The following is a 25,149-nucleotide window of genomic DNA, read 5'->3' on the forward strand; positions in this document are numbered from 1 at the left end:
TAGGTTGGAGGTGGAAGTGCAGCAATGCATGGAGCTGACCAATACTAATCGGTCGAGGGCTTATCCAAATACACTAACACACAAATTCGTTTCGGATTCAGTTTTCAGGCGATCAAGCCTGATGTATATTCCCTGATAGCTCAGTTGGTAGAGCACTCGACTGTTAATCGAGTTGTCACAGGTTCGAGTCCTGTTCGGGGAGCCATATGGAGAGGTGTCCGAGTTTGGCCGAAGGAGCACGATTGGAAATCGTGTAGGCGCCACAAGCGTCTCGAGGGTTCGAATCCCTCTCTCTCCGTAGCAATACTTTTTATACAGCATGGCTCGTTGGTCAAGGGGTTAAGACACCTCCCTTTCACGGAGGTAACATGGGTTCGAATCCCATACGAGTCACCATTTTTTTGGAACTGATACATGGAGGCTTAGCTCAGCTGGGAGAGCATCTGCCTTACAAGCAGAGGGTCGGGGGTTCGAACCCCTCAGCCTCCACCATCTATGATTTAACTGAATAGATCTTTACCAATGACGCGGGGTGGAGCAGCCCGGTAGCTCGTCGGGCTCATAACCCGAAGGCCGCAGGTTCAAATCCTGCCCCCGCAATTGTTTTGGAACCGTGGTGTAGTTGGCCTAACATGCCTGCCTGTCACGCAGGAGATCGCGGGTTCGAATCCCGTCGGTTCCGCCATTTTAATGGCTTAAGGGATGAGAATTCCCTGGGTTCGTTGAAGCATAGGCATCGTAAGGAATACTTCGCAATCTCGTAACGAAGTGAAGAGTATCCCGTCGGTTCCGCCATCTTTATCTTTATGAAATAACTTATATGGCTCGGTAGCTCAGTCGGTAGAGCAAAGGACTGAAAATCCTTGTGTCGGGGGTTCGATTCCCTCCCGCGCCACCATACACAATTTAATATGCCGGTGTAGCTCAATTGGTAGAGCAACTGACTTGTAATCAGTAGGTTGGGGGTTCAAGTCCTCTCGCCGGCACCATCCCGTGGAGGCTTAGCGAAGTGGCCAAACGCATCAGACTGTAAATCTGCTCACGTACGTGTTCGGTGGTTCGAATCCATCAGCCTCCACCATTTTTAGGGGCATAGTTTAAAGGTAGAACAACGGTCTCCAAAACCGTTGGTGTGGGTTCAATTCCTGCTGCCCCTGCCAAGTAATTTCCTATAAAAGCTTAATATGGCGACCGTGGCGAAGGGGTTAACGCACCGGATTGTGGTTCCGGCATTCGTGGGTTCGAGACCCATCGGTCGCCCCATTTCTTTTATAAGAATTATAAGGCATATCATTCAAAAAGCTTAATATGGCGACTGTGGCGAAGGGGTTAACGCACCGGATTGTGGTTCCGGCATTCGTGGGTTCGAGACCCATCAGTCGCCCCATTTTTATTCAACAACTTATTGGGGATTAGCCAAGCGGTAAGGCAACGGACTTTGACTCCGTCATTCATAGGTTCGATTCCTATATCCCCAGCCATTATATGCGGACGTGGCTCAGCGGTAGAGCATCGCCTTGCCAAGGCGAGGGTCGCGGGTTCGATTCCCGTCGTCCGCTCCATTATTTTGGTGCCATAGCCAAGTGGTAAGGCAAAGCTCTGCAAAAGCTTTATCCCCAGTTCAAATCTGGGTGGCACCTCCATTTTTATTTTTGAACTAATCAATGAATACGCCGGCGTGGCGGAATGGCAGACGCGCTCGACTCAAAATCGAGTGGGAAACCGTGGAGGTTCGAGTCCTCTCGCCGGTATTATATTAAAGCTAAGAGTCCATCAGATACATTATCTGGTGGACTTTTTTTGCGTTCTTGCCCATATAGCTGGCGGCCAAGGAGCCACCGAATTATCAATTTGGAATTTGGATTCAAAGATCACCAAATGATGATATACTTGATCTATTATAAATGATAATGATAATCAAAATCATAATATTGGGATGATATATATTAGAGTGATAATAATTTAGATTTATAAATTAGAAATAAGTGAGATGAGGGAGTGCGGGTTGGTGCAAGAAAAAGCAGAGGTAAGCCAGATGGTTACACCAGAGATCATTGATACGATGGCCCGTATATGGGCACGTTCGATCATTACTTTAATAGATGTGCGTGTTCAGAATATAGTATCCCAATACCCCTTGGAACATTACAAAATGCCTAGTAGCATGTTTATCTATGCATGTGGAGGAGAAGCGCAAATTCAACTGAATGAAACCGCATTTGGTATAGAACGTTTCGGTTTGGTTCACGGCGGGAAGGGGAGCCTGCTTAGCATTTCGCCTACAGGAGAGAGTGTGAGGACCTTTATGGTGTTTTATAAAGCAGAATCACCTCTTTTTCTCAAAAGGTATCTGCAGCAATTACTGGATCAGGTGAATCCATTTGTTCAACAGTATGGTTATACGCCAAGTAACCCCATCTTGGTCCTCGATTTGTTCCAACAGATGATGAATGCCTGGAACGGCGGCAAGGCGATGAATCAGTTGCAGGCCAAAAGTTTTCTATATCAATTGATTCATGGGGTGTACAGAGATTTTGAGGAGGGTGAGGTCCGGTATCTCCAGCCAGATCCATCCCTTTCTACGAAGGTGTATCTTGATAAACATTATAGAGAGCCGATTATGTTTAAAGAAATTGCCGATATGTTTGGAATTAGCGGCGGGCAATTGACGCGGCTCTTCAAAAAGAAGGAAGGGATGAGCTTACAGGAGTACCTCATTCAGAGGAGGATAGAAGCTGCCTGCCATGGCTTAAAGAATACAGAAGCAACCATTAAAGAAATCGCAGCAGGAACCGGCTTTGTGGATGAGAAGAACCTGTTTCGGATGTTTAAGAAGTATTACAAAATGACGCCGAGTGATTACCGGAAAATAAACGCACTATCTATGCAGGTTGATGGTATTGATAATGATTCTCATATTCATTACAATGAGAGGGAACTGGCGAATCTGGTCAAGTCTCATAGAGATGGGGAATCAAGCATGTTTGGACAAGTTAGAAGTAAAGAAATGCTCTTTGCGGCGGCGATGAGCTTGATGCTGTTGTTAACGGCATGTACGTCGGGGACGCCAGTGAATAACAGGGGAACGGTGAATCCGCCCGCAGAGACACAACAGTCGAAGCAAACGGAAGTACCGGAGACGAAAGCTTCCGAAGCAGCCTCGCAGACCAGAACGATATCCACAGTAAAAGGTGATGTTGAGGTACCTAGCAACCCTCAGCGTGTTGTAGTCGATTATCTGGTTGGTGATGTGGTGGCTTTAGGTGTAACTCCACTAGGTGTTGCGAGAGCGACAAGGGGGGAGACAGAGGCTGTATATTCTAACCAGATTAAAGATTCTGTTAACATAAAGATGGAGCCGGAAGATGTGATGAGTCTTGAGCCTGATTTAATCATCTTAGCCTGGGGCGAAGAGAATTATGATGATCTATCCAAAATTGCTCCAACCATTTATGTTCCTTATGGTGATATGACTACAGAAGAGCGAATCCGTTTTATGGGCGATATTTTGAATAAGCCGGAGGAGGCTGAGGCTGTGTTGAATGCTTATGCGAGCAAAATTGAAGAAGCGAAGCTGGCTTTTACAAATGCAGGCCTTTCAGACAAGACAGTGACTCTAGGAGAATTCAGTGATAAAAGTAGCTCCGTCGCTGGAGCCAAACATGCAGTGGGTGTGCTTATCTATAATGAACTTCAAATGAAGGCACCGCCAAAAGTCCAATCTGATATCATTGCTGCAGATAAATATTGGGGAGAAGTCTCTATGGAGGCTCTGCCTGCTTACATGGGGGATTACTTGATCGCTTTAGGAGATACGGAAGTTCCTGCTGATCAGGCAATCTGGAAATTGCTACCGGCTGTGCAACAAAATCGGATCGTAATGGTGGGTTCATCGCTATCTTGGTCCACTGATATAATGACTTCCAGTGCATTGATAGATCATATTGTGAATCAATTGCTGGCATTAGCGAAATAAGGGGATTGGGAAATATAATGACAAACAAGCCTCAACAAAAACGCCGCGGGGCGATTAAATTCACCATGTATATGGTGGTAGGGCTTGGGTTAACGGTTCTCATATCGGCGGCGTCGATTAGCTTCGGCGCCGCCGATATGAGGTTAGCAACTGCATGGGAGGCTATTTTCCGATTTGATCCAACACTCACTGAGCATCAAATTATTCAGACCCTGCGTCTTCCGCGTACCGTAGCTGATTTGATTGTCGGATGCAGCCTTGCAGTTTGTGGTGCGATCATGCAGGGGACGACGCGCAATCCGCTGGCCGACTCCGGACTGATGGGGATCAGCTCTGGGGCAGCCTTCGCAATTGCATGCTGCCTGGCCTTCATGCCGGGTTATTCGTATGGGCAGATGATGCTGTTGGCTTGTCTGGGGGCAGCGCTCGCCACCGGGATCACTTACTTCGTTGCGTCACTAGGCAAGCGAGGGATGACGCCCCAGCGGCTGGTACTGGCAGGTTTGTCCATTTCCATGCTGTTTGGCGCGCTCAGTCAGTATTTAGCGATCAATTACAATCTGGGGAGAGCATTGGCGTTCTGGACATCAGGAAGTACAGCGGGGGCCAAGTGGGAGGAATTACTGATCATCTCTCCGCTGTTTGTTAGTGGTGTTCTGTTGGCTCTGGCGTTATCTCCTTCTGTTACCCTGCTCAGTTTGGGGGATGAGGTGGCAAGTGGACTTGGTATCCGCAGCGGACTGGTCAAAGGGTTATCGACGATTGTTGTGCTCGTGCTGACCGGACTGGCTGTTGTTGTGGTTGGCCCGATTGGTTTTGTGGGTCTGATTACACCGCATATGGTGCGATATATGGTGGGTGTCGACTACCGGTACATTATTCCGGCAGCTGCGATATATGGTGCGTTGTTGACGGTATCAGCCGATCTGGCTGGCCGCTTGATCAATAAGCCATTCGAAACACCGATTGGTATTATATTTTCTATCATTGGGGTGCCGTACTTCCTCTTCCTGGCTCGCAGGCAAAGGAGGGAATTTGAATGATCAGGCAGCGTTATACGGTGCAACGGGGAATCATCGTCAATGTAGTGCTACTGGTGCTTATCTTTATGTTTGCGGTCATTAGCATGAATTCAGGCAAGATGAATCTTTCACCGCTGGAAGTGCTGAATGTTCTCCTGGGAAATGGTACCGACAAGCAAAATCTGATTGTGTTTGATTTTCGAATGCCACGAATCGTATTGTCGATCTTGGTAGGTCTGGGAATGGGAGCGGCAGGGGTCGTGATGCAGAGTTTGCTGCGCAATGATATGGCTAGTCCGGGAACACTGGGGATTAGTTCGGGATCAGGCTTGTTTGTCCTGTTGTTCGTCGTATTCATCGCATCGACAGGAAGGAGTTCCTTTGTTGCTCTGCCACTGCTGGCTTTGGTTGGCGGACTGCTCGCGGCGGGCTTGATCTTCTTATTGTCGTATCGCCGTGGCCGGGACATCTCGCCCATCGGCTTGATCTTAACCGGGGTTGCGCTCGGAAGCGGATATGGGGCGCTGACCACCTTCCTGACCCTCAAGCTGGATGATTCGCAGATGAACTTTATGCTGAACTGGCTGGCTGGGAGTCTGTGGGGCGATGATTGGCGTTATATTTCCATACTGGCACCATTGGTTTTGATTATACTCGGTTATATTTTCTACAAGTCTCGCATGCTGAATGTTCTCCATCTGGGCAATCAGACAGCAGAAGGGCTGGGTCTTGCCGTGAAGCGGCAGTTCTTGGGGTTGTCGATCGCTGCTGTTGCTTTATCCTCTGGCAGTGTGGCTGTAGGCGGAAGCTTCTTCTTCGTGGGCTTGATCGCTCCTCACATGGCAAGAAAACTGGTCGGACCCGATCACAAAATGCTCGTTCCGGCTGCCAGCCTGACCGGGGGATTAATCGTGGTGCTTGCGGATACGATTACGCGCACGGTTAGCCTTGGAGGAGATGTGCCGACGGGAATCATCATTACGGTCATCAGTGTTCCGTACTTTCTGTATCTGCTGGCGAAGGCTAACTAGGAGGACATCATGGATAGTATTACAGCGCAACAACTCGATATTGCCTATAATGACACGCTTATTGTACAAGAACTGGATTTACAGATTCCGCGCGGACAGATTACCTCGATTATTGGTCCCAATGGATGCGGTAAATCAACCATACTTAAGGCAGTAGGCCGGTTGCTCAAGACGGAAAATGGTGCGGTCTATCTGAATGGAGCTGATATCGGTACGCTGACCACCAAGGAAGTGGCCAAGCAGATGGCGATTCTGCCCCAGACACCGACTGCACCGAGCGGATTGACGGTTGGCCAATTAGTCGCCTATGGGCGTTTCCCTCATCAACGGGGCTTCGGCAAGCTCTCCAAAGAGGATAAGCATGTCGTCACCTGGGCCTTATCGGTTACACAGCTTACTGCGTTTGAGCATCGTGAGGTGGATACACTATCTGGCGGTCAGCGTCAGCGCGTATGGATTGCGATGGCGCTCGCCCAGCAGACTGATCTGATCCTGCTGGATGAACCGACCACCTATCTGGACCTGGCGCATCAGCTTGAAGTGCTGGAGCTGCTATTTGAACTGAATCGAAGTCAGCAGGTGACGATTGTGATGGTGCTGCATGACCTGAATCTGGCAGCACGCTTCTCCGACTACATGGTGGCAATCCGTGAGGGCCAAGTGGTGGAGCATGGCTCGCCAGAGCGCGTAATGACGGTACAGACGCTGCGTGAGGTGTTTGCCATTGATGCCGAAATTATGCTTGAACCACGAACAGGACGACCGGTGTATGTGACGTACGAGCTGTTGCGTGATCATCGTTGATAAAAACATGAAAACCCGCGAAAAACCTTTATTTCACAAGGCTTTTCGCGGGTTTTTGACTCCTCTTCTGCGAAAAAACCTGCGAGACTTTACCTCACTGATTCTCTTCAAACAACGGTGAAATATACGTTCTAATTAATTCGATTCGGTCCTTCGCACGCGGCATGAAACGGGAAGCAATCGCAACTACCATTTTCTTCGCGGGATTTACGAAAATCACATTTCCGCCGTCGCCCAAAGCCGCATAACAACCTAATCCCTCATTGCTAACAATCCACCATAAATATCCGTACGGTAAATCTCCCCATCGGCTGCTTTCTTGGGTGCTGTCTTTGATCCATGTTGAGGATAGAATTTGTCTGCCGTTCCAGCATCCTTGATTTAAGTACATTTGGCCGATTTTTGCCATATCCATGGCGGTTAAGGCAAGCCCCCAACCGGCAGTATGGGTGCCTATAGGGTCCATCATCCAACCGCTTACATGTTTATTTTTGAGGAAAGCCAAATAATCTTCTTTGCAATGGATCATTGCACTGGCGGGTGCTTTAATGCCAAGCGGTTCAAACAGATGATCGGTGGCAAAATGAAGTACAGATTGGCCTGTTGCATGGGTGAGGATTCCCGACAGGACCTGTATGCCGATTGTGGAATACTTGAATTCTCCAGGATTGTCTTTGCCACCCAACAAGTCCATCGCAGCTTTGGTCCAATCCCCGCTGGTATAGACCTTTGTATAGGGCTCCGATTTGTATTTATACGGTGCGGTCATTGTCAGCATATTTTTAATTGTGATATCCTGTATCGTTTTTTCGCCGCGCTTGATCGTGTAATCCGGAAAAAATTCCAATACATTCTGATCTATGCTTTTAATAAAGCCTTGATCTATGGCAATGCCGATAAGTGCAGAAATAATGCTCTTGGTCACGGATGCAACATGGATTGTATCGTAAGCGGTGTAGCCGTCAAAATAGCTTTCATATACCTTTTCGCTGCCGATCAGTACTACAATACCAGCAATATTGCCATAGTCTGTTTTAATCAGATTCTCGAAATTTTCAATTCTGTTATTCACCCTTGTTCTCCTTCGAAATATAAGTACATCGATGTCTGTGAAAAGCGTATGATGATATAAAATTTTTTGCAAGCGATAAAAAAACCCGCACACCCCCTATACTAAAGAGGAGGTGTGCGGGTTTTGTCATACAGATGCTTTGCCTTATGGCAGCAGGTTTCCGGCAGCGCGGTAAATCTCGTACCATTCCTGGCGGCTGAAGGAATAGAATGAAATGATTTATAATTCTTCGGCATAAAATGCTTTGGAGACTGCCTCTGTGGCTTTATCAATAAAAGCTGCAACTTTACCTGGGCTTTCCTTCAGACCGCTGCTCACCCACTTTTTAATAATGGCTATACTGCCATGAGCGGCAAACGTATACCAGGACTCAAACAATTGTGGATCATAATATTTTAATTCCTGCTTCCATCGCTCAATGGTTAAATCGTGACTGATATAAAGGATTCTTTCTAATAATTCTTTATCGCCATGCTCTGAGAACAGAACCTCACATATCGTTTTATTCGCTTTTATATATTTACATAATTCATAAGATAGCTTTTGAGGGTTTGAAGAACTAATCCCAACTTGCTTAATTTCTTCGTAAAGATCATTTTCGATCATTGCAAGAAGCTCAAACTGATTCGCATAGTGTGAATAAAAGGTGTTGCGATTAATATTTGCTTCTCTGCAAATGTCGGTTACTGTAATTTTATTGATAGACTGTTCTGTCAAAAGCTTCAACAAGCTTTCTTTTATAACCATTTTTGTATACCTCACTCTGTGATCTGTTTTTTTGTCTGACATATTATCCTCCCAAATTTAAAATAATGAAATAATAAATGAACAAATCTAATGTGATTTGTATGATAACTAACAGAAGTCAAACGAACAGCCTGTTGTTTTACTAACACAGTGATATTATAATTTATTTGAACATTCGATTCAAATTAAACTAAATGGAGGGAAAAAATGAGTGATATAACTGTAGTGCCTGTATGGATTATTCAAGACATTATCGTCTTAATAGCTGCTGTTCTAATGGTTTTCTATATCCTTGATAAAGAAACACATCCTAAAACGGTTCTACTGCAATTTATAGGTTTTGTGTTTTTTTACGCAGCCGTTTTTGAAATTACTGCGTCATCGCTTGGGGAAGGTTTCTACGCATATGGGCGGAGTATTTTAATGTTATTTAATATACCGATTACTGTCCCTATTATTGAGTTTCTGATCATTTATTCCACTTTGCGTGTTCTAAAGTCTATAAATATACCATCATGGACGAAACCATTTATTACGGGATTAAGCGCTATGGTGTTTGACTTTTCATTGGACCCGGTGGCCGTTAAACAGGTATTTCAGACCATGGAAGGAAGCATTGCAAGATGGACTTATTATCCGCTGGCCGGTGAACCTCAAATCTATGGGGAACCAGTGATGAATTTTACAGGATGGATTTATATAGCGGGGTATTGGACAGTCTTTATTCTAATTGGGGAATGGTGGCATAAAAAGAAAGGCTACAGTAAATCCGTTGGTTACATCTATCCGTTTCTGGCGGCCATTGCGTCATTGGCTTGTATGTTCTCACCTTTATCTAACTTTTTTAACTATATGGGGCCGTTCTTCGAAAGAACCTCTAATATGCAATGGGTGAATTTGATTGCACTTTCTGTAATTACAATCGGAGTTTTAGCATTAGCTTTCCTAAAGTTCTGGGACCGGAAGGTTATTTATTCAATCACTCCCAAAAAAGATTTTCCGATCATGTTTACTTTCTTGGGGTTCCCACTGGTTAATACAATATTTTGCCTGATAGGAGGTTTCACGGAAGTATTGTGGCTGGTCGTTCTGGCTCAGATCTTATTAATGTTAGCCTGGATTGGAATTTATAAGATGGGTAAAAAAGCAAGTCCGATCGCGAAGTAGTTAAAGAAAACACCGCCAGACTTTAGACCTCTTTCGTCTAAAGCCAGCGGTGTTTTCTTGGAAGCTCCAGTCCTAAATGCGTATAACCAATCTAACCTTGCTTCTTCGTTATGGCAGCACATTTCCGGCAGCGCGGTAAATCTCGTACCATTCCTGGCGGCTGAGGGTAATGTCAGAGGCTTTGGCGATATCGAGCAGACGGGCCGTGTTGGTAGTGCCGACAATCGGCTGCATACGGGCCGGATGGCGAAGCAGCCAGGCGATAGCGATAGCCGTATCGGCTACACCCTTGTCCGCAGCGAGACGGTCAATTACTTCATTGACCTTGGGGAATCTCTCGTTGCCGAGGAATACACCTTCAAAGAATCCATGCTGGAACGGGGACCAAGGCTGGATGGTCATGTCATGCAGACGGCTGTATTCCAGGATGCCTCCGTCATGGACTACAGAACCGGCGTTGGTCATATTGACATTGAAGCCGGAGTCAATCATGCCGGTAACCATAATGCTGAGCTGAAGCTGATTGAAGAGCAGGGGCTGCTTAACGTTCTTCTTCAGCAATTCAATCTGCAACGGGTTCTGGTTGCTCACCCCAAAGTGCTTGACCAGACCTCTGCGCTCCAGATCATCGAAGGCTTCCGCTACTTCCTCCGGCTCCATCAGCGTGTCAGGGCGGTGAAGGAGAAGTACATCGACATAATCGGTCTGTAACCGCTTCAGGCTGTTCTCAACCGAAGTTACAATATGCTCTTTGGAGAAGTCGAAGAAGCCGTTGCGGATACCGCATTTGGCCTGAATCATCATCCGGTCCCGCATGCCGGGATTGGCAGCCAGAACGTTGCCGAACACTTCTTCAGCTTTACCGCCGGCATAAATGTCAGCATGGTCAAAAAAGTCTATGCCAACTTCAAGAGCGCTATGAATGTGTACTTCGGCCTCTTTTGGCGATAAATCTGCAATCCGCATACAGCCTAGTGAAATCTCAGCCACTTCAAGTGCACCATTAGCCACGTTAATTCTTTTTACCATTAATTATTCACTCCTTCAATGAAAGTACTGTCTTCAGCTTAGACCTTAGAGTTAGGTGTAAGTCAATAGAATTATAGAGAGCCTTTTCATAGAAACGGATCAGTGGTATTTTATAAGTGAAGCCAGCAAAGCTTTACCCGGAAAGGAGTTATACTGATGGGATACAGCATCAAAACCATAGCACAAAAAAGTGGACTGAGCCAATATACGCTGCGTTACTACGAACGGGAGGGCGTATTGCCGGTTGTGGCAAGGGATGTTAACGGCAACCGGTGTTTCGATGATGAGGATCTGGAGCTGATTTCGTTAATTTGCTGTCTCAAGGATACCGGAATGGCGATTGCCGATATTAAGCAATTCATTGCTCTTTCGAAGGAAGGCAGCGATGCGTTGTCCGACCAATGCAGGTTACTGCAGGAGCATAAACAGCATATAGAGGAGAAGATTCAGTTCTTTCAGAGCTTTGCCCAGAAAATAGATCATAAAATCGCTTATTTCTCCTCCTTGGCGAATGAGGCAAAAGCAGCAAATTCCTGATTCCTGGCCTGTCTCATGAGAAACGCTGGCGGTATTCCCGCGGCGATAACCCTTCCAGCTTCATGAAGCTGGAGCTGAAATAAGAGGCCTGGTTGAAGCCGACCTCCTCGGCAATCCGGGCGATAGGGAAGCTGGTCTGCATAAGCAGCAGCTTGCTCTGGCCGATCCGGTAGCGGAGCAGATACTCCATGGGCGAACAGCCATATTCCTTGTTCATACAGCGGGCGATATAGACCGGATGAAAGTTAAGGCTGTCTCCCAGCATGGCTGTAGTGATCTCTTCACGGTAGTGGGCACGGAGATAAGAAGCAGCCTGCTCGGCACATACAGTAGACTGGGAGCTGCGGTGCTCCGGGTTCACAGAGGCGGCCAGGTGCTGCAGAATATCCTGGAAGAGAATCTGCTGGCTGAAACGGACGGCTTCGAGGTGAGCGGTGTCCTGCAGTTGCTCCAGCCGGGTCAATACCTCATATACCTTGTCCGGCTGAAGCAGGGTGACAAACTGCGATAACAGCAGATGAAATGAGCTGATATTGAAGAATGAGGCAGGAAGCTCTCCTGCAGATTCGTTGGGATTACCGGAATCCGGTCCGGCTACGGATAATGGAGGTGAGTCATGGAAGGTCTGGAAGTGAAGCCAATAGTAGGAGGTCTCCTCCTTGCAGCCTCCGGTTCCGAAGTGGTGGCAGTCCGGGCGCAGAATTAAGGCATCGCCTTCCTTCACGACGAACCGCTGATCCTCTTCGCCGATATATAAGCTGCCTTGCCGGACTACCAGCAGATCAAATACCTTGATATGCTGGCGGCTCCGGTGCTGATAGCCGGGCTGGCAGTGATTGAAGCCGCTGGCAATGTAATGCGGCAGGGGAGGGATACGGAATAGAAGCGGATTCATTAGGATGGCCTCCTGAAGCATGGTTTAGATAATGAAAGTTTAGATTGGAGAATTAGTACATTTTCCCGAGTATATCACCTATAATTTAATTCAAGCAAGTTTAAATCGCAAATCTGCCCTCTCTGTGGCCTATACAGATCTTTACCCCCGGATGCTGCTCTGATCAAGAGCGCATTCCGGGGCTTATTTGCGTTCAGCTGCAGTTACTGCACAAAAGTATGATATGTGCACAGCCCAGTTGGCAATAAAATACAGGAATAGCCGGAAGCTTCACTATTCAGCCGCAGGCCACAGCTTCTATACTGGGGTCATCCATTGGACGAAGCCATAAGGGCCATCAAGGGCGGAGGCTTCGGACCGGTACCGCGGCAACTTATATAGGCATAGGAGGAGAGTGAAGGCTTTGAGACACCGCAAACGCAAGTCCGGTATACTGCTCGTCACCCAGCTTCCATTGAAGGGAACGGGCGGGCTATCGCCGCAGATCGTGTCCGGCACCCGTAAGGGAAGGAAGAAGGGCTTTTGGCATGAGCTGGTCCATAACCGGGTGCTGTTCCTGATGCTGCTGCCCACACTGCTGTTTTTCCTGGTTAATTCGTATTTTCCGATGGTCGGGGTGTATTATGCATTCACGCAATTTGACTTCAATTCCGGGCTGTTCAACGCTCCCTTTGTGGGGCTGAAGAACTTTGAATTCCTCTGGAGATCCGGGACGCTGGTGAAGCTGACGCTCAATACGATCGGCTACAACCTGGCCTTCATCCTGCTGGGGAACGTGCTGGCGATTGTCTGTGCTATTCTGCTCAGTGAGCTGCGGGTGAAATGGTTCAAGAAGCTGACCCAATCGGTGATGTTCCTGCCGTATTTCGTCTCGTTCGTTATACTGAGTGTTATCGTCTACAACGTGTTCAATTATGATAACGGTTTCCTCAATACGCTGCTGTCGCAATTCGGGGCGAATCCTGTAGATGTCTACAATAATCCGGTCATCTGGATTTTGCTGATTATTCTCTTTTATCTGTGGAAAAATCTCGGCTACAGCATGGTGATCTACCTGGCATCCATCACGGGCATCAGCGAGGAATATTATGAAGCGGCCAAAATCGACGGAGCGCATATCTTTCAGCGGATCTGGTATATCACGGTGCCGATGCTGAAATCGACTTTTGTCATGCTGCTGCTGTTCTCGCTGGGAAGTATTATGAAGGGTCAATTTGACCTCTTTTACCAGCTGATCGGCAATAACGGGGTGCTGTACAATACAACAGATATTCTGGATACGTATGTGTTCCGCTCGCTGAAGGTGACCTTCGATGTCGGGATGGCTACTGCGGCCGGTCTGTATCAATCGCTGTTCGGCTTCTTCCTGATCATGACGGTCAACTATATTATCCGTAAAATAAATGACGATTACGCGTTGTTCTAGAAGGTGCTGAACTTGACGCGGAAGGAGAAGAAGAGCATGACTATCAAAGACGATCATTATACCCGGCTATTGCAGGGAGTGGCCTACACGGTTATTATCCTGGGCTCGCTGGCCTGTCTGATTCCGTTCCTGCTGATCATTTCCGCCTCCCTGACGGCCAATGATTCCATTATCAAGGACGGTTATCATTTCATACCGGCGCAGTTCTCGCTGGAGGGCTACAAGACGGTATTCACATTCCCCGATGAGGTGCTGCGGGCGTATGGGGTGACGCTGTTTACTACGGTGATAGGGACGACGCTGGGGCTGTTTTTTATGACTATGGCTGGTTATGTGCTGGCCCGTAAGGATTTCAAATACCGCAATACCTTCTCCTTCTATATTTACTTCACGACCCTGTTCGGCGGGGGGCTGGTGCCCTGGTACATTATGATCACCAAATACCTGCATCTGACGGACTCTTACGGGGCGCTGATCTTTCCGGGGCTGATGACGCCGTTCCTCATTATTCTGATGAAGAATTTCATCCGTTCGGCTGTTCCGGAGGAGCTGTTCGAATCGGCCAAGATGGACGGGGCGGGGGATTTCAAAATATACTGGCGCATTGTGCTGCAGCTCTCGATGCCCGGCATCGCTACTGTAGGTCTGTTCCTGGCTCTGGCTTACTGGAATGACTGGTTCTCCTCCTCACTGTTCATCAATGATCCGCATAAATATCAGCTGCAGTTCCACTTGTACAATGTAATTAACTCGGCATCCTTCATCGCTAATATGGGCGCGGGTACCGGGGTCAGCCTGGGCAGTGATCTGCCTACGGAATCTACCAAGATGGCGATGGCCATTGTAGTTACGGGTCCGATTCTGTTCCTGTATCCGTTTATTCAGCGTTATTTCGTGAAGGGGCTGACAATCGGGGCGGTAAAAGGTTAGAACCATCTGACAGAATGTACCCTTACCGTATATCTGTTATTTCGGCTAACATAGAGTTACATGCCAGGGCGGGGAAGTATAGGCTCACAAAACTTTTAGGAGGGTTCATTTATGAGAAAGAAAGCAGGCAGAAAATCTCTGGTAACGCTTACAACAGGCGTGCTCGCTCTATCGCTTCTGGCGGGATGCGGCGGGGGCAACAGTAATGGAAGCACCGGCAGCACCGGGACGGACAGCAACCCCGGCACTGCGGCCGCAACACAGGGGGCTGCAGCCACAGGAGCGGATACCGGTATCGACACCTCGAAGAAGGTGGAGCTGCAATTCTACATGCTCGGCGATGCTCCGAAGGATCTTCCGGCGATTCAGGCTGAGATCAACAAGATGGCCCAGGAAGAGCTGAATGCTACCGTGAAGTTCAACTACACCAGCTGGACGGACTGGGATCAGAAATATAAGCTGCTGCTGTCCTCCGGCCAGGCGATTGATTTGATTTTTACCGCGGACTGGACTCAATATCAATCCTATGCGAAGCGCGGTGCCTTCCTGGCACTGGATGATCTGCTCCCTAAGGCGGCTCCCGAGCTGCAACAATTCGTTCCTGCGCCGATGTGGGAGGATGTGAAGGTGGACGGTAAAATCTACACGGTTCCTGCCACCTTCAAAGAATATGTAACGAACGGCTTTGTCTACCGCGAGGATCTGCGCAAGAAATATAATCTTCCGGAGCCCAAGGACTTGGCCAGCTATGAGGCCTATATGGACGGCATCGCCAAAAATGAGCCGGATATGATGACGATGTCACTGAACAGTGATGTGGGCAATAACCTGCACTATATCTATACGGAGCTGCATAAAATGATCGGCGCTCTGCCGTACGGCATGGGTGTGAAGTATGATTCACCTACGACGGTATACTCCTACTGGGGTTCCGATGAGCAAAAAGAAGAGCTCCAAATGATGAAGCGCTGGGCAGACAAAGGCTTCATTCCGAAGAACGTGCTGAACATCAAGGATACGATGCAGGACCCGGTTACTTCAGGTAAAGCGGCCAGTATGTTCGGGGATAACCCTAACCGCTTCAATGATATGAAGATGAAGATCAGCACCACCCATCCGGATTGGGAGCTGGCGTACTCTCCCTTCGGCTTAACCACCGGTTATGCTACACCTGTACATCCGATTCATAACGGGTTCGCTATTCCCAAGAGCAGCAAAAACCCGGAAAGAGCGCTGGCCTTCTATCAGAAGATGGTTCTGGATAAACGGTATAACCAGCTGACGCAATACGGAATTGAAGGCAAGAACTACACTGTAGAGGATGGGTATTACAAGCTGGTCGGCACCAGTACATCGAATGGCTTCACTCGTGAGGGTATGAACGGCTGGGCGTGGAGAAACCCGGAATTCATGCTGTTGGATAAGGGCTTCGACGGGGTGAAGGCCATCTTTGATGAGCTGGACAAAATCCAGAAGCCGGATTTGTTCCTAGGCTTCGCCGAAGACTACACCTCCTATCAGGCGGAGAAGGCCGCGCTGGAGCAGGTTGAGAAGCAGTACCTGTTCCCTCTGGAAGCCGGACTCGTGGATGATGTGGATAAGGGCCTGGAGACCTTCATGCAGAAGGCCAAGCAGGCTGGCCTGGAGAAGATCCAGACGGAGTGGACGAAGCAGTGGGAAGCTTATGTAAAGTAGAGGTGGTGCCCCGGAAGCCGTATGGCTTTTGGGGCTTTTTGCTGTGGCGGGCGCGCTTGGGGCGCAGGTTGGTGCTTGGGCGCTTGGGTGGACGCTCCGAAAACGGAATGATGTTCCGATCGCTGTTGTGTCCGGATTTTTTGATTTTACCTTAGCGGTGAAAATCCGGACACAAAGGCGAACGCTCCGCTTCTCCACATTCATTCCGTTTTCTCCGCTGTTTAAGCGCTCGGCGCAACGAGACCTCAGCCGCGGAGGCCGCGTCAGCCCTAAGGCCTCCGGGGCAGGAGGGGAGAGCAGAAGCCCGTCTCCATGTATCTGGAGACGGGCTAGTGTTCCACACACAGCAACTGCAAGGCAAAGCGAACAGCAGGCTTGGTGTTCCACCAAAGCAAGGTCAAGGGCCAAGGCAAGGCAAAGGATGGCTTGGTGTTCCACCAAAGCAACCTTAGTTCATCCGCGCACTCTTTAACCGCCGGTAATCCGTAGGCGTCGTGCCGAAGCTGCGCTTGAACATCCGGTGCAGGTAAGAGCTGCTGGTGAAGCCGCAGCGCTCGGCAATCGCGGTTACGGGCAGGTCGGTGTTCTCCAGCAGGACGCAGACCTCCCGCATCCGCACCTCCAGAATGACATCGACGATGCTGTTCAGGGTCTGCTGCTTGTAGAGGCGGCTGACGTAGATGGGAGACATATTCAGCTCATCGGCGATCTGGTTAAGGCTAAGGTGGGGTTTCATGTAATCCTCGTTGATCTTGGCGTTAATCTGGCAGATCAGATCATGCTGCTTGGCGTTTTTTTTACCGGCGAGCTGCTCCTGCAAGGTATGGAAGAGGGTAGAGAAGGCCTCCTCCAGCTCGGCAAGGGTCTCAACGGATTCCAGACCAGGCAGCTCGTGAAGTCCATCGTATTGTAAGCGGTTACGTGTCTGTACGGTATTCACAAGCTCCCGGACGGTCACGCTGAGTCTGGATACGGTTAGCTGAACGGTCTGGAAGGGGAAGGCTTCCGTCTCCCGGATGATGCTGCTGAACTGCTCGGCGGCGTCATCCAGCTTACCGCTCAGCAGCGCGTCGGCCAGCTTCTTCTCTTTATCGGCGGGATAATGATAAGTGCTGGACTCCAGCGCACAGATGTCCTGGGCCTTAATGATACAGCCATGTCCATAGAACAGGCGGTGATTCGACGCCTCACGGACCTGCTTATAGAGCTGGTGAAGCTGAGTGGCGTTACGGTCAATATGACTATAGGTTAGTGTAAGGCTCAGCTTCAGATAATCGGAGCAGGCCTGCTGAATCTGCCGGAGCAGCGCCTCAATCAGGCCGGTATCCGTGTATTCCACGGGATCGACTATATTCAGCAGCACCAGGATGCCGTCATCGTTCATATCCACAGTCTCGACGCGGTAGGTCTGGCCGCAAATCTCCGAAGCGATGTTCATAATGGCAAACTTCGAGGCCAGCAGGTAGGAGGAACGGGCTTCCCTGAACGCCTGGTAATGATCAATCCGGAGCAGAATCAGGCGGTAATCATTATTGAAGGTGAAGTGAATCCCGAGCTGGCGCAGCTTCTCCACCTGCTGCATGGACTGCAGGGGCTTCAGGCCAAGAATCAGGTCGCGCAGTGTATTTTGCCGGATCATGAACATGCTGTCGCGTTTCTCTGTTTCGAGAATATTCATCTCGCTGACAATCCGGTCAATCGGCAGATAGAGGCTTCTGGACATAATCCAGGAGAGACCGATACCGGCCACCAGAACAAGGGCTGCAATGAGCAGGGTGGTGTTGCGGATAGTGTTGGTCTGCTGCGTAATGATTTCATAGGGTGTAATCCGTACATATTGCCAGCTTAGGTCATCCGGTGCCGTATACGAGATCAGCGAGTTCACGCCTCCGAAGGGAGCGATGAAATAACCGGCTTCTTTGCCTTTGATCCGCTGTTCAATGAATCCGGCCTCTTCTGGAGTGAGTTCCTGCTGCTTCAGGCTGTTGCTGGACAGGAAGGCGCCCTGATCGTCCAAAATGTAAGTGGAGCTGGTTGAATCCGCGGGACTGGCGATTTCTTTGTTGATCCATGGGGCTGAAATATTGACGATAACCGCCGAATTAATGGCCCGGTCCCAGCCGATGGCATCCAGACACAGGAAGGTGTAAGCACGCACCTGATCATTCTCCTGCGCCCCATTGGAATATACTCTGGGAATCGGAGTGAACGCTCTGTAGTTCTGATAATGGCTCAGGATATCCAGAATGGAGGTGTCCACCAGCTCCTGCTCGGTAAATACACCGTTCTGGCCATGGGAGGAAGCGATATACAGCTGCCCGCCCTTGGGATTATATACATAAATAGATTCGATATATGGCATGGAGCTCAGATAGTTGCCCAGCTCGGACATGGCCGCTGTGACATCATAGATATCGGGCTTGTCATAGAACACAATTTTGGAGATGGTGCTGTTACGGTAAATTTGAAAAGAAAGCGATTGCGCAGCATCGGTCATGTTGACGACTTCCCTGCTGGTCTGCGTGAGGTTGCCAAGATCCGACTGGAAGGTCTGCTTCTTCTCGACGCCGATATAGTAGTTGTAATAGATGATGGTGGAGACAAGGAAGGTTAAGGAGACGCAAAGCGTAATGCTAATTAATAATCTGCTGTATAGTGCCCGTTGGTTGCCGATCTTGTTCAGTCTCATCTCAAGTAGCCCCCCTGACTTACTGTCTGTTCATGCAGGTACTGTTCTCATCCGAATTGTTCATAGTACGATTATAAGCTTCAAGCTATGAACAGGACAGTGGAACAAGATAACATCAGTGAACAGACCGGGCCGCCGGGCAGTGAACAAATGCAAGATTGGTGTACAAAAGCTACCAGAGCGGGGGATGGCTCTATCTATCCTACATGACTCTGCTTTGAATACGGAAGGTGCGCGGGGAGAGGCCGATCTCTCTTTTGAACATATTGCAGAACTGGGCATCATTGACGAATCCGGCCGCCGCAGAGACCTCGGATATGTGCATTTGGCTGTGGAGCAGGAGCGACTTGGCATAATCCAGGCGTTTTAGTAAAAGATAACGGTGTGGCGAATGCTGAAATCTCTCCTTGAACAGATGCCTGAAGCGATCGTAGCTGTAACCGGACATCTCTGCCAGGGAGGCTACCGAAAGCTTGTGACGGTAATGCTCGTTCATATAATTCAGCACATACTGCATCTGATCCTCTGCCGGGGAATGGAAGTCCGAGGCGCTCAGCAGCCGCTGCAGATAGACGGTAATTTCGCTCATCTGCAGATTCAGCAGCTCGGTGAACCCGTCGCGCTTGCGCTTGAATTCTGCATTCATCCGCTGCAGGGTCTGAAGGACGGTATGCTCCTTATCATCGTCAAAAACACCGGACAGCGAGTTGATCACCGGATTCCCGCAGTGAAAACCGACGAACAGCACCTCCGGGCTGGGCTGGTGATTCTCGTCATGCTTGAAGCCCGCCGGAATCAGGGCAAAGGTAGAGGGCCGGAAATGATAGCTGCGCTGACCGATGCTGCAGGTTCCCTGACCCTGAATGTAATACACAAGCTCGAAGCATTCATGCTGATGCGGGGGGATATACGTACCTGCCTCGTGCTCTGCATTTACAATATATAGGACACGATCCATGATGAGCCTCCATTCCTGGTCATTTAGCCGAATCGTACAAAAAGTTGACCGAAAATATATAAATATTTATGTTTTCATTTGATATGATCTTATCAATAAAACCGAAGATTCTCAACTGGACTGGCCATCTTGTTCGGATATTTCACGGTTTTTTGACGAAATGTAACATGAAATGTTTGGTTTTCAGAGTAAAATGCTAATTTTCAGAATTTCAACATTCAGTTATTCATGGTACCCGATTGGATGGGACCAACAAAACGTGTAACTGGGATTTTATGCTACTTCACAGGGTTGATCCATTACAAACAGGGGTGTGAACTTAAGAGATGAACAAGAAAATGCTCACTTTATTGCTGCTGGCGGTTATGGTACTGGTCACTGCATGCGGAAACAGCAAGTCCGGTAATGGAAATACAGCCACTCCAGGTACGAATGCGGAAGGCGGAGGCGCGACTGCGGGGGACAAGCTCAAGGTTGTGCTGCTGATTCCGGGGACACTGGGGGACAAGTCGTTTTTTGATGCGGCGAACAATGGTCTGCAAAAAGTGAAAAGCGAGCTTGGCGCGGAAACCAAAGTGGTGGAAATGGGCGCGGACAAGACGAAATGGGAGCCGACGTTCAATGATATCGCTGCCGAGGATTGGGATGTTGTCATCTCGGGCGGCTCGGAAATTACGGAAATGTTCAATGCGACCGCAGAAGCCAATCCGGATAAAAAATTCATCAACTACGACACTGACATTGAAGAAGCACCTGAAAATATGTACAACATGTCCTATTCGACCAATGAGGTATCGTTCCTGGCCGGAGCGGCAGCGGCATTGGCTACCCAGTCCGATATGGCTAATGCCAACAAGGACAACGTAATCGGATTCCTGGGCGGAATGGACATCCCCGGGATCAATGCTTTCCTGGTGGGGTACATCCAGGGAGCACAATATGTTGATCCTGAGGTGAAGGTAGCGGTATCCTATGCCGGAGATTTCGTGAACCCGGCCAAGGGCAAGGAATTGTCGCTGATCCAGTACAACTCCGGGGTGGATATTATTTTCAACGTAGCCGGGGGTACGGGACTGGGCATCTTCGATGCTGCGAAGGAAAAAAGTAAATATGCGATTGGCGTCGATTCTGACCAGGCCATGCTGCTGAAGGATACAGATAGTGTGAAAGCGAACCTGATCGTTACCTCTGCGATCAAAAAGATCGACTCCGCCATCCTTGGCGCAGTGAAGAAGCTGCAAGACGGGACACTGGAGATGGGCAAACGTGATGTGCTTGGCTTCGTCGAAGACGGCGTGGGCATTGCCGAGAATGAGATCTACAAGGAAGCGTTCCCGGCAGAGCTGCAGACCAAGATTGAAGAAGTGAAGCAGAAGCTGATCAATAAGGAAATTAAGGTGGATAATGCTATGGGCATGGAAACCTCTGAAGTCGAAGCGATCCGTAATGCTGTTAAACCTTAAGGACATGAATAGAATTTTGGCTTGAATAAAATATTTGGCTTGAATGGAAACAGGCAGTCTGCAGATGGAGGCTCTTCTCTTAGGAAGGGCTTCCGCTGCCTATTTTTGCAGATCACCCAAGTTGAAAGGCGATGATGACCCATGGCAAATGCTCTGCTGGAAATGCGGGGAATCACCAAAGTATATCCGAACGGCGTAGTAGCCAACAAGGACGTTGAATTCTCCCTGCGTGAGGGGGAGATCCATGCGATTGCGGGTGAGAACGGAGCCGGTAAATCGACTCTGATGAAGATTATGTTCGGCATGGAGTCGCCCAGTGAAGGCGAGCTCTACATCCGGGGGGAACAGGTGAAGCTGCAGTCCCCGCAGGACGCGATTGACCGCGGCATCGGTATGGTCCATCAGCATTTCATGCTGGTGCCTTCTTTTACAGTGGCCGAGAATATGGTGCTGGGCATGGAGCCGCGCAAAGGGGTGGGCTTCAATGTTGGTGAAGCTGTACGTCTGACGGAGGCCACGGCGCGTAAATATAACCTCGCGGTGAATGCCAAGGCCAAGGTGGAGGACTTAAGCGTCGGCATGAAGCAGAAGGTGGAGATTCTGAAGGCACTGGTGCGCGGGGCCAAAATCCTCATTCTTGACGAGCCTACAGCCGTGCTGACTCCGCAGGAGACGGAGGAGCTGTTCCGCGAGCTTCAGCAGCTGAAGGAGCAAGGGCACACGATTGTGTTCATCTCGCACAAGCTGAAGGAGGTCAAGGCGATCTGTGACCGGATCACCATCATGCGCGGCGGCAGAAGCGAAGGGGTCTTCGAGACCCGTGAAGTGACCGAGCAGGAAATCTCACGGCTGATGGTCGGCCGGGATGTTGTGCTGAAGTACGACAAGAGCACTATACCTCATGGCAAGCCGGTGCTTACGGTAGACAGGCTGAATGTATCCGACAGTCAGGGCAAAGCGCTGCTCTCGGAGATCAGCTTCTCGGTCCGTGAAGGACAGATCGTCGGCATTGCCGGCGTGGAGGGGAACGGACAGACTCAGCTTATTGAAGCGCTGACCGGCGGTCTCCGCGGTGTTACCGGCAGCGGATCGGTACGGGTGAAGGGGGAGGAGATCCGCGAGCTGGATATTCTGGATATCCGTAACCTGGGAGTCTCTTATATCCCTGAGGACCGGATGCGTCAAGGCTCGGCCGGAGAGGCCAGCATTGCCGACAACCTGATCTCTACGCGGTACCGCCAGAAGGATATGAATAAGGGGCCTTTTCTTCACGGTTCCAAAATCGCCGCGCTGGCCTCAGCCCTGGTGGAGGAATTCAAAGTGCGCTGCTCCGGTCCGCAGCAGCCGATTGGGATGCTGTCCGGCGGCAACATGCAGAAGGTGGTCGTGGCCAGGGAATGCTCAACGAATCCGCAGCTGCTGATCGCGGAGCAGCCGACCCGGGGTGTCGATATCGGGGCTGCCCAGTTCATCCATCAGAAGCTGCTGGAGCTGCGTTCGGGGAATTGTGCCACCCTGCTGGTATCGGCGGATCTGAATGAAATTCTGGAACTGAGCGACAGTCTTCTTGTCATGTATGAGGGTCAGATCGTGGCATATTTCGATCATCCTTCGGCTGTCAGTGAGGAAGAGCTGGGGCTCTATATGCTGGGGATCAACCGGCAGGACAAAGAGCAGACCGGGAGGGCCGTAAATCATGTTTAGAGTAAAATATTTCGAGGCAATCCGGACGGCAGCAGTCATTATCATTGCACTGGTTATCGCGTTCCTGGTCATCTCGCTGGTCAGTGACCACCCGGTGAAGACGATAGGCATCTTCCTCTGGGAGCCGTTGTCCACGAAGGGGCATATCGGGAATGTCATTGAGATGGCTATTCCGCTGATGTTCACCGGACTTGCCGTCTCCCTGCTGTTCCGGGCCAATATGTTCAACCTGGGGGCGGAAGGGATCTTCTACTTCTCCGGTGTTGTGACCACGGTACTGGCGATTCATCTTAGCCTGAACAGCTGGCTGCATCCGCTGGTGGCGATCCTCGCCGGCTCGATTGTGGGAGCGCTGCTCTCAGCCATTCCCGGCATTCTCAAGGCGAAGTGGAATGCCAACGAACTGGTGACTTCGCTGATGTTCAATAATATTCTGTTTGGGGTGGGGCTGTACCTGCTTAACTATCATCTGCGGGATGCCAAGGCCTTCGCCAATGTATCTTTTAAATTCGAGAAGACGGCACAGCTGAGCAAGCTGTTCACAGGTACACGGATTCATACCGGACTTATTATCGTACTGGTGCTTATTGTGCTGGCCCACCTGTTCCTCTACCGGACCAAGTGGGGGTATGAGCTGCGTATGACCGGGGTCAACCGGGAATTCGCCCGTTATTCAGGCATGAAGACAGCCAAGGTCATCATTATGGTCCATCTGATTGCCGGGTTCATTGCCGGTATGGGCGGCTCGGTGGAAGTGCTTGGGATGTACAGCCGGTTTCAATGGACCTCCTTGCCGGGCTACGGTATGGATGGTGCGCTGGTGGCCATGCTGGCCAAGAATAATCCGCTCTCTGTCATTGTCTCGGCGCTCTTCCTGGCCTATATCCGTATAGGCGCCGACATGATGGCGCGCCTGTCCGATGTGCCGTCCGAGATGATCTCGATCATTCAGGCTGTAATTATCCTGTTGATCTCTGCGGAGCAGTTCCTTAAGTTCTGGAAGAACCGCATGCTGCTGAAGGAGGCGAAGGAAGCATGAACAGTCTGCTGAATGTCATTCTGACGACGGATTTTGCCTTCTCTGTACTGCGTGTGACTACGCCGATTCTGTTCGCAGCGCTGGGGGCGCTCATCTCGAACCGTGCAGGAATCATCAATATCGGGATGGAAGGGATTATGCTGGTCTCGGCGCTGGCCGGGGTCATTGTGAGCGCGTATACGCAAAGTGCCTGGGTCGGGCTGCTGGGCGCAGTATTATCGGGGACGCTTATTGCCGGGATTCTGGCTTTCTTTACCTTGAAATTCAAGACCCACATCATTCTCGGCGGTGTGGCGATCAATATGTTCGCTTCAGGGGGAACGGTGTTTATTCTGTATCTGCTCAGCGGGGACAAGGGTTCCTCCACCTCCCTGGCGAGTAAAGTGCTGCCGAGTATAGAGATTCCGCTCCTGAGGGATATTCCGGTGCTGGGGCCGATTCTGTCGGGACACCATATTCTGACGTATTTCTCTATCCTGTCTGTACTTGTGGTCTATTATCTGCTGAACCGTACGCCGCTGGGGCTGCGTATCCGCTCGGTGGGTGAGAATCCCCATGCGGCCCAGTCCGTCGGAGTCAGTGTGGTGCGTATCCAGTACAGTGCGCTGCTGCTCAGCGGCTTCTTTGCCAGTCTGGGCGGAGCTTATATGTCGATGGGGTATTTGTCACTGTTCACCCGTGATATGATTGCCGGCCGGGGCTGGATCGCGATTGCTGCAGAGTCCATGGGCCGGAGTACAACTGTAGGTACAGCGCTGACCTCCTTGCTGTTCGGGGCAGCTGATGCGCTCTCCAATGCTCTGCAGGTGCTGAAGATTCCGGCTGAGCTGATTGCTACGCTTCCTTATGTGGCAACGGTGATCGGTCTGATCATCTACGCGGTCTCAGAGACGCGGAAGAAGAACAGGAAGCTGAAGACGACGGCTAAATAAACGAAATATATTAGAAAGTCCAAATTCACCGCA

The 25,149-nt window shown here is 49.8% G+C and carries 19 protein-coding genes and 16 tRNA genes; 29 read left to right on the top strand and 6 right to left on the bottom strand.

From position 1 onward, the window contains the following. Nucleotides 1-129 precede the first annotated feature (129 nt). The 20 genes from HQN87_RS29595 (at nucleotide 130) to HQN87_RS29690 (ending at nucleotide 6,833) form a co-directional block, all read left to right on the top strand. A tRNA-Asn gene (locus HQN87_RS29595) sits at nucleotides 130-205 on the top strand. Nucleotides 206-208: 3 nt separating this feature from the next. Continuing rightward, nucleotides 209-298, top strand: a tRNA-Ser gene (locus HQN87_RS29600). A gap of 23 nt (nucleotides 299-321) precedes the next feature. Then, nucleotides 322-396, top strand: a tRNA-Glu gene (locus tag HQN87_RS29605). A gap of 20 nt (nucleotides 397-416) precedes the next feature. Continuing rightward, nucleotides 417-492 (top strand) — tRNA-Val (locus HQN87_RS29610). Nucleotides 493-526: 34 nt separating this feature from the next. Further along, nucleotides 527-600, top strand: a tRNA-Met gene (locus HQN87_RS29615). A 7-nt stretch (nucleotides 601-607) separates the two neighbouring features. Further along, a tRNA-Asp gene (locus HQN87_RS29620) sits at nucleotides 608-685 on the top strand. Nucleotides 686-822: 137 nt separating this feature from the next. Beyond that, nucleotides 823-898, top strand: a tRNA-Phe gene (locus HQN87_RS29625). Between the two features lie 15 nt (nucleotides 899-913). After that, nucleotides 914-989 (top strand) — tRNA-Thr (locus HQN87_RS29630). A 6-nt stretch (nucleotides 990-995) separates the two neighbouring features. Further along, nucleotides 996-1,081 (top strand) — tRNA-Tyr (locus HQN87_RS29635). A gap of 5 nt (nucleotides 1,082-1,086) precedes the next feature. Next, nucleotides 1,087-1,160, top strand: a tRNA-Trp gene (locus HQN87_RS29640). A gap of 27 nt (nucleotides 1,161-1,187) precedes the next feature. Continuing rightward, nucleotides 1,188-1,263 (top strand) — tRNA-His (locus HQN87_RS29645). Between the two features lie 48 nt (nucleotides 1,264-1,311). Then, nucleotides 1,312-1,387 (top strand) — tRNA-His (locus HQN87_RS29650). 19 nt (nucleotides 1,388-1,406) lie between these two features. Continuing rightward, a tRNA-Gln gene (locus HQN87_RS29655) sits at nucleotides 1,407-1,481 on the top strand. Nucleotides 1,482-1,487: 6 nt separating this feature from the next. Continuing rightward, nucleotides 1,488-1,562, top strand: a tRNA-Gly gene (locus tag HQN87_RS29660). Between the two features lie 7 nt (nucleotides 1,563-1,569). Beyond that, nucleotides 1,570-1,643, top strand: a tRNA-Cys gene (locus HQN87_RS29665). A gap of 29 nt (nucleotides 1,644-1,672) precedes the next feature. Next, a tRNA-Leu gene (locus HQN87_RS29670) sits at nucleotides 1,673-1,751 on the top strand. Between the two features lie 257 nt (nucleotides 1,752-2,008). Beyond that, nucleotides 2,009-3,976, top strand: coding sequence for a helix-turn-helix domain-containing protein (locus tag HQN87_RS29675; RefSeq protein WP_173140551.1), 1,968 nt, complete (start codon nucleotides 2,009-2,011; stop codon nucleotides 3,974-3,976). A gap of 17 nt (nucleotides 3,977-3,993) precedes the next feature. After that, nucleotides 3,994-5,019, top strand: coding sequence for a FecCD family ABC transporter permease (locus HQN87_RS29680; protein WP_173140553.1), 1,026 nt, complete (start codon nucleotides 3,994-3,996; stop codon nucleotides 5,017-5,019). After that, entirely contained in the window at nucleotides 5,016-6,029 is a 1,014-nt protein-coding gene (locus HQN87_RS29685) for a FecCD family ABC transporter permease (RefSeq protein ID WP_173140555.1), read from the top strand. Before HQN87_RS29680 ends, HQN87_RS29685 begins: the two co-directional genes overlap by 4 nt. A 9-nt stretch (nucleotides 6,030-6,038) precedes the next feature. After that, complete coding sequence (locus HQN87_RS29690; protein WP_173140557.1) at nucleotides 6,039-6,833, top strand: ABC transporter ATP-binding protein; 795 nt, start codon at nucleotides 6,039-6,041, stop codon at nucleotides 6,831-6,833. A gap of 94 nt (nucleotides 6,834-6,927) precedes the next feature. On the opposite strand, the gene HQN87_RS29695 is transcribed toward HQN87_RS29690, so the two are convergent. Next, on the bottom strand, nucleotides 6,928-7,905 hold the full coding sequence (locus tag HQN87_RS29695) for a serine hydrolase domain-containing protein (protein WP_173140559.1): 978 nt from the start codon (nucleotides 7,903-7,905) through the stop codon (nucleotides 6,928-6,930). A gap of 219 nt (nucleotides 7,906-8,124) precedes the next feature. Beyond that, the gene (locus HQN87_RS29700) at nucleotides 8,125-8,694 is read right to left on the bottom strand and encodes a TetR/AcrR family transcriptional regulator (RefSeq protein ID WP_216857503.1); all 570 of its coding nucleotides are present in this window, start codon (nucleotides 8,692-8,694) and stop codon (nucleotides 8,125-8,127) included. A 165-nt stretch (nucleotides 8,695-8,859) separates the two neighbouring features. Between HQN87_RS29700 and HQN87_RS29705 the strand changes: the two genes are divergently transcribed. Then, nucleotides 8,860-9,819 (top strand): carotenoid biosynthesis protein, encoded by a 960-nt coding sequence (locus tag HQN87_RS29705; RefSeq protein ID WP_173140561.1) that lies wholly within the window; start codon nucleotides 8,860-8,862, stop codon nucleotides 9,817-9,819. A gap of 108 nt (nucleotides 9,820-9,927) precedes the next feature. Here HQN87_RS29705 and HQN87_RS29710 read toward each other — a convergent pair whose 3' ends face one another. Continuing rightward, nucleotides 9,928-10,848 (bottom strand): aldo/keto reductase, encoded by a 921-nt coding sequence (locus tag HQN87_RS29710; protein ID WP_173140563.1) that lies wholly within the window; start codon nucleotides 10,846-10,848, stop codon nucleotides 9,928-9,930. Between the two features lie 156 nt (nucleotides 10,849-11,004). Between HQN87_RS29710 and HQN87_RS29715 the strand changes: the two genes are divergently transcribed. Beyond that, nucleotides 11,005-11,385 (top strand): MerR family transcriptional regulator, encoded by a 381-nt coding sequence (locus tag HQN87_RS29715; protein WP_216857504.1) that lies wholly within the window; start codon nucleotides 11,005-11,007, stop codon nucleotides 11,383-11,385. A gap of 13 nt (nucleotides 11,386-11,398) precedes the next feature. Here HQN87_RS29715 and HQN87_RS29720 read toward each other — a convergent pair whose 3' ends face one another. Continuing rightward, entirely contained in the window at nucleotides 11,399-12,280 is an 882-nt protein-coding gene (locus tag HQN87_RS29720) for an AraC family transcriptional regulator (protein WP_173140565.1), read from the bottom strand. A 559-nt stretch (nucleotides 12,281-12,839) separates the two neighbouring features. Here HQN87_RS29720 and HQN87_RS29725 point away from each other — a divergent pair. From HQN87_RS29725 to HQN87_RS29735, 3 genes are all read left to right on the top strand, one after another. Next, entirely contained in the window at nucleotides 12,840-13,706 is an 867-nt protein-coding gene (locus HQN87_RS29725) for an ABC transporter permease (RefSeq protein WP_246553795.1), read from the top strand. A gap of 36 nt (nucleotides 13,707-13,742) precedes the next feature. Further along, entirely contained in the window at nucleotides 13,743-14,636 is an 894-nt protein-coding gene (locus HQN87_RS29730; protein ID WP_173140569.1) for a carbohydrate ABC transporter permease, read from the top strand. 111 nt (nucleotides 14,637-14,747) lie between these two features. Further along, a complete protein-coding gene (locus HQN87_RS29735) occupies nucleotides 14,748-16,331 on the top strand; it encodes an extracellular solute-binding protein (protein WP_173140570.1) in 1,584 nt (527 codons plus the stop codon). A 448-nt stretch (nucleotides 16,332-16,779) separates the two neighbouring features. Here HQN87_RS29735 and HQN87_RS29740 read toward each other — a convergent pair whose 3' ends face one another. Both HQN87_RS29740 and HQN87_RS29745 read right to left on the bottom strand, forming a co-directional pair. Further along, nucleotides 16,780-19,020, bottom strand: coding sequence for an AraC family transcriptional regulator (locus HQN87_RS29740; protein ID WP_173140572.1), 2,241 nt, complete (start codon nucleotides 19,018-19,020; stop codon nucleotides 16,780-16,782). A 202-nt stretch (nucleotides 19,021-19,222) separates the two neighbouring features. Continuing rightward, on the bottom strand, nucleotides 19,223-19,978 hold the full coding sequence (locus tag HQN87_RS29745) for an AraC family transcriptional regulator (RefSeq protein WP_173140574.1): 756 nt from the start codon (nucleotides 19,976-19,978) through the stop codon (nucleotides 19,223-19,225). Nucleotides 19,979-20,304: 326 nt separating this feature from the next. On the opposite strand from HQN87_RS29745, the gene HQN87_RS29750 reads away from it, so the two are divergent. The 4 genes from HQN87_RS29750 to HQN87_RS29765 all read left to right on the top strand — a co-directional run bounded on the left by HQN87_RS29750 (nucleotide 20,305) and on the right by HQN87_RS29765 (nucleotide 25,116). Then, nucleotides 20,305-21,441, top strand: coding sequence for a BMP family ABC transporter substrate-binding protein (locus HQN87_RS29750; RefSeq protein WP_173140576.1), 1,137 nt, complete (start codon nucleotides 20,305-20,307; stop codon nucleotides 21,439-21,441). 141 nt (nucleotides 21,442-21,582) lie between these two features. Then, nucleotides 21,583-23,145 carry an ABC transporter ATP-binding protein gene (locus HQN87_RS29755; protein WP_173140578.1) on the top strand — a complete coding sequence of 521 codons (1,563 nt, stop codon included), beginning with the start codon at nucleotides 21,583-21,585 and terminating at the stop codon, nucleotides 23,143-23,145. Continuing rightward, nucleotides 23,138-24,184 carry an ABC transporter permease gene (locus HQN87_RS29760; RefSeq protein WP_173140580.1) on the top strand — a complete coding sequence of 349 codons (1,047 nt, stop codon included), beginning with the start codon at nucleotides 23,138-23,140 and terminating at the stop codon, nucleotides 24,182-24,184. The genes HQN87_RS29755 and HQN87_RS29760 overlap by 8 nt, the downstream gene beginning before the upstream one ends. Next, nucleotides 24,181-25,116, top strand: coding sequence for an ABC transporter permease (locus HQN87_RS29765; protein WP_173140582.1), 936 nt, complete (start codon nucleotides 24,181-24,183; stop codon nucleotides 25,114-25,116). Before HQN87_RS29760 ends, HQN87_RS29765 begins: the two co-directional genes overlap by 4 nt. Nucleotides 25,117-25,149 lie beyond the last annotated feature (33 nt).

The organism is Paenibacillus tritici (genome assembly GCF_013204885.1).
In the GTDB taxonomy this organism is placed as follows: Bacteria; Bacillota; Bacilli; order Paenibacillales; family Paenibacillaceae; genus Paenibacillus_AQ; species Paenibacillus_AQ tritici.